At 59.9% G+C, this 12831-nt stretch carries 10 protein-coding genes; 6 read left to right on the top strand and 4 right to left on the bottom strand.

Annotation, left to right across the window (positions count from 1 at the left end; all coding sequences use genetic code 11):
- The first annotated feature begins 168 nt into the window (after positions 1-168).
- The 3 genes from FY528_RS03655 (at position 169) to FY528_RS03645 (ending at position 3302) form a co-directional block, all read left to right on the top strand.
- The gene (locus tag FY528_RS03655) at positions 169-1377 is read left to right on the top strand and encodes a homogentisate 1,2-dioxygenase (RefSeq protein WP_149069631.1); all 1209 of its coding nucleotides are present in this window, start codon (positions 169-171) and stop codon (positions 1375-1377) included.
- A 22-nt stretch (positions 1378-1399) separates the two neighbouring features.
- A complete protein-coding gene (locus FY528_RS03650) occupies positions 1400-2683 on the top strand; it encodes a hypothetical protein (protein WP_149069630.1) in 1284 nt (427 codons plus the stop codon).
- Positions 2684-2762: 79 nt separating this feature from the next.
- A complete protein-coding gene (locus FY528_RS03645) occupies positions 2763-3302 on the top strand; it encodes a hypothetical protein (RefSeq protein WP_149069629.1) in 540 nt (179 codons plus the stop codon).
- A 71-nt stretch (positions 3303-3373) separates the two neighbouring features.
- Here FY528_RS03645 and FY528_RS03640 read toward each other — a convergent pair whose 3' ends face one another.
- From FY528_RS03640 to FY528_RS03630, 3 genes are all read right to left on the bottom strand, one after another.
- Complete coding sequence (locus tag FY528_RS03640; protein ID WP_187631990.1) at positions 3374-4930, bottom strand: hydroxymethylglutaryl-CoA reductase; 1557 nt, start codon at positions 4928-4930, stop codon at positions 3374-3376.
- 63 nt (positions 4931-4993) lie between these two features.
- A complete protein-coding gene (locus FY528_RS03635) occupies positions 4994-5782 on the bottom strand; it encodes an energy transducer TonB (protein WP_149069628.1) in 789 nt (262 codons plus the stop codon).
- Positions 5783-5866: 84 nt separating this feature from the next.
- On the bottom strand, positions 5867-6652 hold the full coding sequence (locus tag FY528_RS03630; protein ID WP_168681630.1) for a WG repeat-containing protein: 786 nt from the start codon (positions 6650-6652) through the stop codon (positions 5867-5869).
- Between the two features lie 164 nt (positions 6653-6816).
- Here FY528_RS03630 and FY528_RS03625 point away from each other — a divergent pair, with 164 nt between their 5' ends.
- A complete protein-coding gene (locus FY528_RS03625) occupies positions 6817-8127 on the top strand; it encodes an amidohydrolase (protein WP_149069626.1) in 1311 nt (436 codons plus the stop codon).
- Positions 8128-8150: 23 nt separating this feature from the next.
- Positions 8151-9050: an ATP-grasp domain-containing protein gene (locus FY528_RS03620; protein WP_149069625.1), complete on the top strand. Its 900-nt coding sequence runs from the start codon at positions 8151-8153 to the stop codon at positions 9048-9050.
- Positions 9051-9100: 50 nt separating this feature from the next.
- On the opposite strand, the gene FY528_RS03615 is transcribed toward FY528_RS03620, so the two are convergent.
- Positions 9101-9877 (bottom strand): SDR family oxidoreductase, encoded by a 777-nt coding sequence (locus tag FY528_RS03615; protein ID WP_149069624.1) that lies wholly within the window; start codon positions 9875-9877, stop codon positions 9101-9103.
- A 276-nt stretch (positions 9878-10153) separates the two neighbouring features.
- Here FY528_RS03615 and FY528_RS03610 point away from each other — a divergent pair, with 276 nt between their 5' ends.
- Positions 10154-12559 carry a M4 family metallopeptidase gene (locus FY528_RS03610; RefSeq protein WP_149069623.1) on the top strand — a complete coding sequence of 802 codons (2406 nt, stop codon included), beginning with the start codon at positions 10154-10156 and terminating at the stop codon, positions 12557-12559.
- The last annotated feature ends 272 nt before the right edge of the window (positions 12560-12831 follow it).

Below are 12831 nucleotides of genomic sequence, written 5' to 3'. Positions count from 1 at the left end.
CCGGGTGCTTACCAAGGCCCTGCCCGGTTATTCCCGGCAGGGCCTTGGCTTTTCTACTAAGGCAGATTTCGGCGGCAGCACCAGCTTGCTACCGGCTTGCTATCAGCAGCAAGCCGCCGCACGTTGTATATTTAAGCCACTGATTCTGCACCCACCTACCCACCCGCTATGCCTTATTATCACCGCCTTGGCCAGATTCCCCGCAAGCGCCACACCCAGTTCCGCCAGCCCGATGGCACCCTTTACCACGAGCAGCTGGTTGGTACCCTGGGCTTTTCGGGCGTGTCGTCGCTTCTGTACCACCGGCACGCGCCCACCGAAATCCGGCGGGTGGGGGAGCCGGTAGCCTATGCGCCTAAGCTGCTGAAAGACCGCGCCCTGCAGCCCAGCCACCTGCGCACCCTGGCCCAGACCAGCACCGGCGGCGACTACCTGCAGGCCCGCCAGACCATGCTCGGCAACGCCGATGTGATGCTAAGCATTTGCAGCCCCACGGAGCGGCGCATGAACTACTACTACAAAAATGCCTTGGCCGATGAGGTTATCTTCGTCCATGAGGGTCGGGGCGAACTGTGGAGCCAGCTGGGCAAAGTAGCCTTCGAGCCCGGCGACTACGTGGTGATTCCGCGCACCATCATTCATCAGTTTCACTTTGAGGAAGGCCCGGTGCGGCTGCTCGTTATCGAGTCGTTCAGCCCCATCGAAACGTGCCGGCGCTACCGTAACCACTTCGGGCAGCTGCTGGAGCACTCCCCCTACTGTGAGCGGGACATCCGCCCACCCCACGAGCTGGTGCACGACGACGTGCGCGAATCGGGAGAATACGTGGTGAAAGTGAAGAAAGAAGGCTTTCTGCACGAGCTGGTGTATGCCCACTCGCCCTTTGACGTAGTGGGCTGGGATGGGTACTTTTTCCCCTACGCCACCAGTATCCACGATTTTGAGCCGATTACGGGCCGCATCCACCAGCCCCCACCCGTGCACCAGCATTTCGAGGCGCACAACTTCGTCATCTGCTCCTTTGTGCCCCGTTTGTTCGACTACCACCCACTAAGCATTCCGGCGCCCTACAACCATTCCAACGTCGACTCTGACGAGGTGCTTTATTACGTGGCCGGCAACTTTATGTCGCGCAAGGGCATTGATCTGGCTTCCTTCACGGTGCATCCCAGCGGGCTGCCGCACGGTCCGCACCCCGGCACGGTAGAGGCCAGCATTGGGAAAAAGGAAACCCACGAGTTGGCCGTGATGGTGGATACCTTCCGCCCGCTCTACCTCACGGAAACGGCCCTGCCTTACCTCGACGAGAAGTATCCGATGAGCTGGAACCCCGGCTTCGTGCACGAAGCCCCGCGCTCGGCCGATATGATGGATTAATATTCCCTACCTACGCTAGTCAGTGAGTTCACCTGAGTTTTCCACCTCCGCTGCGGCGGTAGCCCCCGCTGCGGCTGAGGTGGCCGAGCCGACTTTGGGGTGGCGGTACTACGCCGTAGTTCCGGTGTTGTATGCTTCCTTCATGGCCCTAGGGGCTGTCCTGGTCGCCCCTTATCAGGTGCCAGGCCTGGCGCTGAACTCAGCTAGTCTCAGCCAGTGGGACGTGGAGCATTACCTCGTCATCAAAAACCAGGGCTACGACTTACAGCGGACGGCTTTCTTCCCGGCTTTCCCCTACTTCTGGCGCTGGCTGCAGCTGTCGGCAGCGGGCATTTCCGGCGTGAACCTGGTGGTCTTCGTCGCCACGTTCATGGCCTTGGCCAAGGAATGGAAGCTGACACGGCCTCAGCAGCTGCTGGCTTTGTCGGTGCCCTCGTTCCTGTTTATGGCGGTTCCCTACAGTGAGGCGTTGTTCTTTCTGGGGGGTACCCTGGCTTTGCTGGGCTGGCGGCGCGAGCAGGAGGGGCTGGCGTGGCTGGGGATCTTGCTGTGCAGTGTCACGCGCTCGGCCGCTTTCGTGTTTGTGCCCGCGCTGCTGCTGGCCGGCTGGCTAACCCGGCGGGAGCTGACCGCGCCGTGGCGGCGGTTAGGCGGCAGCTGCCTGGCAGCATTAGGCGGGCTGGCGTTCAGCGTGTACGTGCATTACCGCGCTACCGGGGTGTGGCTGGCGTTTTCCCGGGCTCAGCAGCAATTTTGGGACAACCACCTGCAATGGCCCAAGTGGCCACTCGAGAATTGGGGCGGGCCAGCTGTTACCCGCTACGAGGCCGTAGCCATGGCCGCGGCCGTGGCTTGCCTGCTGTACCTATACAAGGCATGGCGGCAGGCGCCGCAGAAAGCACCTGCCTTCGGCGTGGCCTTCTCGGCGCTGTACCTGGTAGGCGTAACGGTTCTGACCTTGGCCACCAAAGGCGGCTGGCTGGCCAGCCTGAGCCGGTATACGTTTGCCACGCCCTTCTTTCTGGTGATGCTGGTTGAAGGCCGCAACCAGCGGCTCTCCACCAGGCAGCTACTGTGGCTGGTACTGGGTGCCGAGCTGGTGTGGCTGTTGCTTTTCCGCTCGTTTGGCCACATTCACACCTTGCTGATGTATGTTCTGCTGGGGGCGTATGGGGCCGTGTTGCTGGCCAACCTGCACATCAGTGCCAAGGTGCAGAAAGCCGCTTTGTGGCTCAGTGTGAGCGGTAATAGCGCCCTCATGATTTGGCTGCTGTTTCGATTTCTGACGGGCGAGTGGGCGGGTTAGCCGCCGTTCGGCTATCTTACTGCAGCAAGGAACTACTATCTAACGCGCAACGTATGTTGCGGATCAAAATTGACTTCTTATGAAAAAATCCCTCCTCTCTGCCGCTTTGCTGGTGTTGCTAGCCGTTGTCACGTTCAGCTGCGAGAAAATCAACGACCTGCTCACGTTTGAAATATCCGACACGCAGAACTTCACGATTCCGGCCACACCGCTGGTAGGTGGGCTGCCCGTTACCCTGACGTTGCCCGTGCCCGTGACCAATAAGGCCTCGGAAACGTTCAGTAAAAATAACACCAGCGCCGACCTGGTAAAGGACGTCTCGTTGAGCAAGCTCACGCTCACCATCACCGACCCCACCACCGAGAATTTCGACTTTCTGCAAAGCATCAAAATCTCCATCGGCACCGACCAGAACGACAAGGTGGTGATGGCGCAGCTTACTGAGGTGCCCCGGGGTGCTACCAGCATCGAACTGCAGTCCACCAACGCCAAGCTGGACAAGTACATCAAGGCCCCGAACTATACGCTCTACACCGAGGCCACCGTGCGCCAGGCTACCACCCGCGAAATCACGGTGAAAGAGGAAAGCCGCTTTAAAGTAACCGCCGACCCGCTGTAGCCTGATAGGTAATAGAAACGCAACAGCCCCGCTTCATACTTCCTGAAGCGGGGCTGTTGCGTTTAGGAGGATTACCGGTTGCGGCCGTACTGCTCGTGGGAGCTTACCCAGTCGGAGGAGCTGATGGCGGAGCCCAGGCTGAGCTCCCCGGCCAACACCACCCCGGCCACAATTTCGGCAAACTTATTCACGGTGCCCCGGCCCACGCAGCCCAGCATGCGCAGGCATTCGTTCTGGGTAGCCAGGCCCGTGCCGCCCCCGTGGGTAGCCACAATGAGGGAGGGAATAGTGATGCTCAGGTACAGGTCGCCCTCCGGCGTCACTTCGGAGTACAGCACGCCCGCGCTGGATTCCGATACGTTGGCGACGTCCTGGCCGGTAGCAATGAACATAGCGGTGATGCCGTTGGCGGAGTGGGCGCCGTTGTTGTTGGCTCCGGAGATGAACGCGCCCACGTTGCTTACCTGCCCGTGGTAAGCCAGCTGCTCGGGTGTCACGCGCATGCGCTGCTGCAGCACGTCGCGCTTCACCACGGCCTCCGCTACCACGCGCTTGCCCCGGGTACGCATCACGTTGATCTGCGAGGCCTTTTTGTCGGTGGCGAAGTTGCTCTCGAGGTAGAAGTGGCGGATGGGGGCGCCTTTGTAGTTTTCCAGAATCCAGGAGCAGGCGGCAAACGTGGCCCGGCCCACCATGTTCTGGCCGGCGGCGTCGCCGGTAGAGAAGTTGAAGCGCAGGTACGCAAACTTGTTGCTCAGGTAGGTATCGATGTACTGCAGCTTGGCTACCCGGGAGGTGCTTTCGGCCTCAGGCCGGATCCGGTCAATTTCCTTCTCAACCCACTGGCCGAAGTCGCGGGCCCCGCGAGCATCATCGAACACAAATACGGGGGCGCGCTGCATGGCGTCGCCGATAACGGTGCACTTCACGCCCCCGCACAGGTTGAGCACCTGAATGCCGCGGTTGTAGCTGGCCACCAGCGTGCCCTCGGTAGTGGCCATGGGAATGAGAAAGTCGCCTTGGGCGTGTTCGCCGTTTACGCGCAACGGGCCGGCCAGCCCCACCGGAATTTGAGCCACGCCCGTGAAATGCTCGCAGTTGCCCTGCAGGATGTGCGCGTCGAAGGAGTAGTGCTTGAGGTGCTTGAACTCCTGGCCCGAAAACTCCTCGGCGAAGCGCTGCCGGGCCTGAATGGCGGCCTCGGAATAGTCGTCCTGGTCCTGGCGCGGAATGCGGGTTTTGTTTTCGTGCTGCTGGGCAATGGCATCTTCTACCTCCACGCTCAGGTCGCCGAATGGGTCGGCCGCGAACTGCACCTGCACGGTATGGATGCCCTCCTTGAGGTGCTCCGTGGCCAGGTGAAAGGTGGCGGCCTGGCCCACCGGCAGCGTGTAGCCGGCGCTGTCGGCGTTGAAGGTGGTGGCGGGCCGCACGTCGCTCTCGCCCAGGTCCAGCGCAATCTGCTCCACCCCAATCTTCACGCCGTCAATCTGCACGTGGTCGATGCGGGTGATGCGCACCGTGTCGAGGCGGTTTTTGATGCTGAAGGCCACGCCTTCGGGCGTGTTGTGGAGGCTGCCGCGGGTGTAGAGCAGCTTGAGCAGCATGGGGCTGGGCGTGAAGATCATATGGCGGGAATAGTCAGGGAGTAGATTCGGGTGGGGTAAAATAGAAAGGATTTGGATAGCAGGCTACCGTTGTTTGCGTTTTGGCGGTTTCTTCCCGGGAAGGGCAGGGTTTTCTGGCGTTGAGTCGAAGGTGATAGGCAGCGTGAACTGTACCGGGACCGGCCGGCCGTTCTGGCTGCCTGCCGTCCACTCGCCATCCAGCAGCTGCACCAGTCGCAACGCTTCGGCATCCAGTTTCGGGTGCAGGCCTTTGGTTATTACAGGTTTGACTACGCGGCCTTGTTCGTTGATGGTAAAGGAGACGAATACCTTCCCTTTTATAGAATCTATGCCAACCGGATAATGGTTGTTTTGACGGATAATGTCTGGCAGCCGTTCCATTCCTCCTCTAAAAACAGGCATTTGCTCTATATACCCAAGGAACGTCTTCTCGGCGGGCTTATTAGCTGCCTGACTTAGCTCATCCGCCTGGATCAAGGGAGCTAACCATACCTTGTCCATCGTAGAACTCATAGCAGCATTATCCCGCAGGACCGGCTTCACCTGCGCCACCGCTTCCCGCGCCGAAAAACCCAACCCGCACACCAGCACCAGCGCCACCAGAAACCGCCGCAGCCGGGGCCGTAGCTTGGGCGTCTGTGCGGCCAGTTGCTCCGCCCGGAACCGGCCGCACAGACGCCCATCGGGTGAGGCGGTGCGGGCGGCATCTAGTGCGGCTTGGGTGGCGTTGGTGAAGTCGATAACCGTGCGCTGGCACACAGCGCAGTAGCGGCCTTGCTCCGTGGGCGTCATCTGCTGCCAGTCTTCGTGGCAGGCGCGTAGCTGTACGTTCAGGATAGGTAAGTCCAGCATAGTCGAATAAATAGAAAGCCCGGTTGCGGGAGGGTAACGCGTTCCGGCAACCGGGCAGTATATCAGTAGCAGGCAAGCCGGGGCTTACTCGAAAAACTCCTTGCCGCTGCTATCGATGTAGCCGGTGCGGCCGTCGGGGGTTTCCACGCGGGCCACGTCGCCGATGAAGGGCTCGGCCAGGCGGTATTTGGGCGCCACGAGCCAGCGGCCCTCGGCGTTGAGGTAGCCATAACGGCCCTGCTGCCGGGCAATGGGAAACCGGAAATCATTCTGCGGCGTGGCTACGATGGTGTCCAGTTGCAGCGGCAGGGTGAGCTTGCCTTTGCGGTTGAGGACGCCCCACTTATTGCCCTGCCGCACAAAGAGCAGCTGGCGGTAGTCTTCCCGGATTTCATCGTACTCGGCCGGCACCACCGCCGAGCCTACCGTGAAGCGAAACCCCACCTTGCCCTGCTGCCGCACCAGGTCGCCCAGGGAAAGGTAATCTTCCTCAGGAGCCGGCTCGGGGGGCGTCGTCAGGCGGCGGCCGGTAGCGTCGATGTCGAAGGTTTCGCCCTGTAGCTCTACGGTGGCCCGGCCTTTATAGAAAGTAGAAGCTTTGGTGAAATGCACGGGCGTAATGGGGTTGCCACCCCCATCGATGTAGCCGTAAAGGCCATTTTGCCGCACCCAGGCTACTTCTTCCACAAAGGGCCCGGCTTCCTCATACTGCAGCGGGAGCACCAGCCGCCGGCTGTGGTCGGCATAGCCCCACTTGGTGCCTTTGCGAAAAGGCACCAGCCGCCCACTCACCAGCTCCTGCGCCGCCGTGAGTAGCAGCGCCAGCAAGCTCAGTCCAACAAACTGCCACGACCATTTCATGCTAGCCATCAACATCCCGGAGGTCTTAGGTGTGCCTAAAGATACTCGTTGGGCGGAAATGGTCGGCGCTTCCGTCCCCAAGGTCGAACGAGGCGGCTTGTTGTTGAGGTGGCGTAAGAGGATGCTGACGTTTCGGGCAAGTTGTCTTTTCTTTGTTTTCCTTCCCTTTTCTTATGAAATCCGCAACGAAAATCTTCCTGTTGAGCTTGCTGCTGAGCAGCGCGCCGGCGGCGGCCCAGAAGGCTACTGCGCTTCAGGCCCGCATAACCCAGTTAGCCGACAAGGAGGAGGCGCAGGTAGTAGCGTGGCGCCGCGACCTGCACGAGCACCCGGAGCTGGGCAACCAGGAAACCCAAACGGCCGCGCTGATTGCGGCGGAGCTGCGGCGCCTGGGCCTGGAGGTACAAACCGGTGTGGCGCGTACCGGCGTAGTGGGCGTGCTGCGCGGGGGCAAGCCCGGCCGGGTAGTGGCCCTGCGCGCTGATATGGATGCCCTGCCCGTGACGGAAAGCACCAACCTGCCCTTTGCCTCGAAAGCCACCACTACCTATAACGGGCAAACGGTGGGCGTCATGCACGCCTGCGGCCACGACACCCACGTGGCCATGCTGCTGGGCGCGGCCCGCGTGCTTACGGCTATGCGCAAAGACCTGCCCGGCACCGTGAAGTTTATTTTCCAGCCGGCGGAGGAAGGCTCGTTGCCCGGGCAGGAGGGAGGAGCCCGCCTGATGGTGAAGGAAGGCGTGCTCGATAACCCGAAAGTCGACGCCATCTTCGGAGTGCACATCAACGCCCAAACGGAAGTCGGCACCATCAAGTACCGCCCGGAAGGTGAAATGGCAGCCTCCGATGTCTTCAAGATTGTGGTGAAGGGCAAATCGGCGCACGGGGCGTATCCCTGGCTGAGCGTGGACCCCGTGGTAACGGCGGCGCAGATTGTGACCGGGCTCCAAACCATCATCAGCCGCCAGACGCAGCTTACCGAAGATGCCGCGGTGCTCACGGTGGGCATGATTCACGGCGGGGTGCGCAACAACATCATTCCCGAGCAGGTAGAGCTGACAGGTACCATCCGTACCTTCAGCAAGGAAACGCAAAACAAAATCTGGGAAGCTGTCCGCCGCACGGCTACCAACATTGCCGAAAGTGCCGGCGCCTCCGCCGAGGTATCCATCGAAAACTACACGCCCGTTACTTATAACAACCCGCGCCTAACCGAGCAGATGCTGCCCAGCCTGCGGCGCGCTGCCGGCCCCGAGCAGGTACAGCTGCAGAAAGCCGTGACCGGGGCCGAGGACTTCGCTTATTACCAGGAAAAGATACCTGGCCTGTTCGTGTTCGTGGGCGGCATGCCCAAAGGGAAAAACCCGGCCGATACCGCGCCCCATCACACGGCCGGCTTTTTCATTGATGAGAGCGGGCTAGGGCTGGGAGTAAAAGCCCTGACCACCCTGGCCTTCGACTACCTGCTCCTTAAACCCTAACCACCGCTTCCAACCTCTCTGTTTTGAATATTGCCCTTGTTTCCTACGCTGGCCGCACCAGCTCCCAATATGCGGTTGCTACTGTTGAAGACGAAGACACTCTGCTGGAGCGTTATCTGCTGGGCCAGGGCCACCAGGTTACCATCGAAATCTGGTCGGATGCCGCGGTCAACTGGCAGCAGTACGAGGCCGTCGTGCTCAAGTCGCCCTGGGATTATTTCGACCGGATAGCGGAGTTCTACGCCTGGCTCGATAGTCTGGAAAAGCTGGGCGTTTCCCTGCTGAACCCCATCTCCGTGGTACGCTGGAACGCTGACAAGCGCTACTTGCTGGAAATGGCCGAGGCTGGCGTGTCGGTAGTGCCTACTCAATGGCTGGCCCGCGGCAGTTCCCTCAATACGGCGGACCTGTTTGCCGCGCTGAGAGCCCCCGAACGTATTATTATCAAGCCAGCTGTCAGCGGCGGCGCCAAAAACACGTTTGCCCTCACGGCCGCTGAGGCCGCAGCAAGGTCTTCTGAATTGGCTGCGCTCTTGGCGGAGGAGGACTTTCTGGCCCAACCCTTCCTGCCTCAGATTCAGACTCAGGGTGAGTGGTCTTTAGTGTATCTGGGCGGAGCCTTTAGTCATTCGGTACTAAAAACGCCCAAGTCCGGCGACTTCCGCGTGCAGCACTACCTGGGGGGCGGCATTGCCGCGTTGCCGGCCCCGGCTTCGGTACGCCAAGCCGCCGATGACACAGTGCGGCGCTTCGCCGCCGGGTGCCTGTATGCCCGCGTCGATGGGGTAGTGGTAGATGGGCAGTTTCTGCTTATGGAGCTGGAGCTGATTGAGCCCTTCCTGTACCTGGCCACCGAGCCCGCCTCCTGGGCGCGCTACGAGCAGGCGCTACGGACTCTAGCGCCGCTTAAGGGCACGCATTAGCGTCCGCAAAGCCTGCCGCAAGGAAGCTTCATAAGCGCCGCGTGGTCGGGCTAGAAGCCATTTACCACGAACCCACCATCAACGCTGATGCATTGGCCGGTGATGTAGCTGGCGGCGGGCAGACACAGAAAGGCCACGGCGGCGCTTACTTCCTCCGGCTCCCCTATGCGCTGCATGGGGGTGCGGGCCACCACCTGCGCCAGGTAGTCGGGGTTGCGCAAAACGGTTTCGGCCAGGGGCGTGCGAATGTACCAGGGTGCTACGGTGTTCACCCGGATGCCATCGGGGGCCCATTCCACGGCCAGGTTTCGCCCAAGCTGGGTCATGGCGGCCTTGGTCATGCCGTAGATGGCGCCCGTGCGCAGGTGGGTAAGGCCGGCTACCGAGCCCACGTTGACGATGCTGGCGCTACCGGCAGCTTTCAGCAGCGGGTGTGCCGCCTGGCACATACCAAACACCGATTCCAGGTTGGTCGCCATGAGCTGCTGGTATTCGGCCGGGGTGTAGTCTACCGTAGCCTTGCGAATGTTGGTGCCCACGTTATTGACCAGAATATGCAGCGGGGAGCCAAGCGCGGCTACGGCGGCCAGGGCCTGGGCGCGGCCATCGGGCCGGCTCACGTCGGCCTCTACGGCGTGTGCCGGAAACCCCAGCTGCTGCCACCGCTGTACCTGCTCCCGGAGGGGGGCTGGGTTACGGGCGGCCGCTACCACTACTGCGCCCAGCTGCAGGAGCTCTTCGGCCACGGCGGCCCCAATTCCTTTGGAAGCCCCAGTTACCAGGGCCACCTTGCCGCGCAAATGCCAGCGGTTTGTTTCGTTACGCATGCAAAAATCTTCCGGAGTCAAAAAAAGGTCATAGTTGCACTAAAGTACGGCTTACGTCCGTTTGTTTTAGGATTAAACAAATAAACAGCTCATTTTTAGTGTAATTGCAATCTTCGTAGTAGGTGCTTGGATAAATAAAATTTTAACAAAATTTTAACCTATTGATACAAGTTATTCCAATTATTGATAGTTTGGGTCGCCAATCTGTTAAAAGCGCCCTCTCTCGCTGCTGGCACTTGGCTGAAATTCTTTCACACCACCCCAACCAAACGCATTATGCAAAAGAATTACCCGGCAGTAGCCCTGCTGGTGCTTGGCAGCGCCATGTTCGCTCCCACACAAGCACAGAATGTTGGACGTGTAAAACAGCGCGTTGTAGCTGAAGACGGACAACTGGAAATGGTCAGCTTTGCTGAAGGCCGGTCCTACAAGGCGGCGGAAGCGCAGCAGATGTTCCGCGAGCAGCTGGGCCTGCTGAAAGACGAGTCGCTGGTGCGCAGCCAGAGCCAGCAGGATGAGCTGGGCTTTGTGAACGAGCGCTACCAGCAGTACTACAAAGGCTACAAAGTAGAGCACGGAGCTTACCTGCTGCACGCCCGTCAGGGAGCCGTCGAAGTAATCAATGGCCGCCTGCTGCGCGGCTTGGATAAGGTGAACACCACCCCGGCCATGAGCGAGAAGCAAGCCCTGAGCCGCGCTCTGAGCTTTGTGGGCGCCAAGCAGTACATGTGGGAAGAAGACAACAGCTTCCTGCCCAAAGGCGAGCTGGTGATTGTGCAGAACGATCTGGCCAAGGGCGCTGGCAAAGCCACGCTGGCCTACAAGTTCGATGTGTACGCCAAAGCGCCGGTAAGCCGTGCCTACATCTACGTAGATGCTCGCTCGGGCGAGGTAGTTTCGCGCAACAACATCATCAAGCACGCCGCCGCTACGGGTACTTTCGCTACGCGCTACAGCGGTACCAAGTCGTCGGCAACCGATAGCTACAACGGCACCTACCGCCTGCGGGAGTACACCCGGGGCAACGGTATTGAAACCTACAACTGCAAAAAAGGCAATAGCTACACCGCGGCAGTAGACTTCACCGATGCCGATAACAGCTGGACGGAGTACAACAACACCAACTTCGACAACGCGGCCCTCGACGCTCATTACGGCGCGCAGAGCACGTTCGACTATTTCAAAAATGTACACGGCCGCAACTCCTACAACAACGCCGGGGCTGCTATCAAAAGCTACGTACACTTCGACGACACCCCCGGTGACGGCAAAGGCTACGAAAACGCTTACTGGGATGGCACCCGCATGACCTACGGCGACGGCTATTCCCGCTTCGACCCGTTGACGTCGCTGGACGTTGCGGCCCACGAGATTGGTCACGCCGTGTGCTCCTATTCGGCTAACCTGACGTATTCCAACGAGTCGGGCGCCATGAACGAAGGCTTCTCCGATATCTGGGGCGCCGCCGTGGAGTACTACAAAGACCCCGCTAAGGCTACCTGGCTGATTGGCGAAGACATCGACAAAGTGCGGCCTTCGCTGCGCTCCATGAGCAACCCGAACGCCGAAAGCCAGCCCGACACTTATAAAGGCACTTATTGGTACACCGGCACCGGCGACAACGGCGGTGTGCATACCAACTCCGGCGTGCTCAACCACTGGTTCTACCGGCTGTCGGTAGGGGGCAGCGGCACCAACGATATCGGCAGCTCCTTCTCCGTAACGGGCATCGGCATCGACAAAGCCGCTAAAATTGCCTACCGCACCGAAACCGTTTACCTCACGGCTTCTTCCAACTACGCCGCGGCCCGCACGGGCTCCATTCAGGCCGCCAAAGACCTGTACGGCGCTGGCTCGGCAGAAGAGCAGGCGGTAACTAACGCCTGGTATGCCGTAGGGGTAGGCGCTGCTTACAGCGGCGGTGGCACCACGCCTCCTCCGACCACGGTTACGTACTGCGCTTCGAAAGGCACTAACGTTTCCTACGAGTGGATTGACTACGTGAAGCTGGGCACTATTGCCCGCACTTCCAGCAAAGATGCCGGCTACTACAACGGCACCGCTACCAGCACTTCCGTGGCCGCCGGTTCTTCGCAGACCATCAGCTTCAGCGCGGGCTTCGCTTCCACGGCTTACACCGAATACTGGAAGATCTACATCGACTACAACCAGAACGGCGTGTTTACGGACGCTGGCGAACTGGTAGTTTCGGGCTCGTCTTCGAGCAGCGGCACGCTGAGCAGCACGTTCACGGTACCGGCCACGGCTAAGTCGGGCGCTACTCGTTTGCGCGTTATCATGAGCGACGCTTCGGCCACCACCAGCTGCAACAGCTACAGCTACGGCGAAACCGAAGACTACACGGTTAACATCACGGGTGGTACGCTGGCAGCCGGCGTAAATGCTGGTATCGTGGGCGGCAAGACGGAACAACTGGGCAACGCGGTAGACCGTGGCCTGGAAGTATTCCCGAACCCTGCTTCGGACCGGATGCGCATTGCTCTGCCCGGCGGTGCTAAAGCCAGCAGCGTGAAAGTAGTAGACCTGCGCGGCGCGGCCGTAGCCGGGGCCCGCTACAACGGCGAAGGTGAGCTGAACATCAGCAGCCTAGCCAAAGGCATGTACATTGTAACGGTTAGCGACGGTCAAAAGACCTTCCACCAGCGCTTTGTAAAGCAATAGGGAGTAATCAACCCTGGTAATACCCGAAAGGCCCGGTGCTTAGCGCCGGGCCTTTTTGTATACAAAAGGTGCAATTATCAGGGCTGCTGTATGGGCAAAGTGCAAGCCTCGTGGTAAGTTTCAAATAAGGGCGAGGTTTTTAATGAAATCTGCAGAAAAAGCAGGCTTGAGGGAAAGAAATTTTAACAGAAAGGGTGTAACATTAAATTTACATTAAAATTTATAGCTATATTGTATGCCCGAACAATCGTTAGCTCTCTTACTGACAAAAT

Origin of the sequence: Hymenobacter lutimineralis (genome assembly GCF_008271285.1) — a bacterium.
In the GTDB taxonomy this organism is placed as follows: Bacteria; Bacteroidota; Bacteroidia; order Cytophagales; family Hymenobacteraceae; genus Hymenobacter; species Hymenobacter lutimineralis.
Note: the sequence above shows the minus strand (reverse complement) of the source record. Positions and strands in the feature narration are given on the sequence as shown.

What these genes read in the sequence shown, in the direction of transcription:
- FY528_RS03655 (WP_149069631.1), top strand. Translation starts at nt 169, where the DNA reads ATGCCTTATTATCACCGCCTTGGCCAGATTCCCCGCAAGCGCCACACC.
- FY528_RS03645 (WP_149069629.1), top strand. Translation starts at nt 2,763, where the DNA reads ATGAAAAAATCCCTCCTCTCTGCCGCTTTGCTGGTGTTGCTAGCCGTT.
- FY528_RS03640 (WP_187631990.1), bottom strand. Translation starts at nt 4,930, where the DNA reads ATGATCTTCACGCCCAGCCCCATGCTGCTCAAGCTGCTCTACACCCGC.
- FY528_RS03635 (WP_149069628.1), bottom strand. Translation starts at nt 5,782, where the DNA reads ATGCTGGACTTACCTATCCTGAACGTACAGCTACGCGCCTGCCACGAA.
- FY528_RS03630 (WP_168681630.1), bottom strand. Translation starts at nt 6,652, where the DNA reads ATGGCTAGCATGAAATGGTCGTGGCAGTTTGTTGGACTGAGCTTGCTG.
- FY528_RS03625 (WP_149069626.1), top strand. Translation starts at nt 6,817, where the DNA reads ATGAAATCCGCAACGAAAATCTTCCTGTTGAGCTTGCTGCTGAGCAGC.
- FY528_RS03615 (WP_149069624.1), bottom strand. Translation starts at nt 9,877, where the DNA reads ATGCGTAACGAAACAAACCGCTGGCATTTGCGCGGCAAGGTGGCCCTG.
- FY528_RS03610 (WP_149069623.1), top strand. Translation starts at nt 10,154, where the DNA reads ATGCAAAAGAATTACCCGGCAGTAGCCCTGCTGGTGCTTGGCAGCGCC.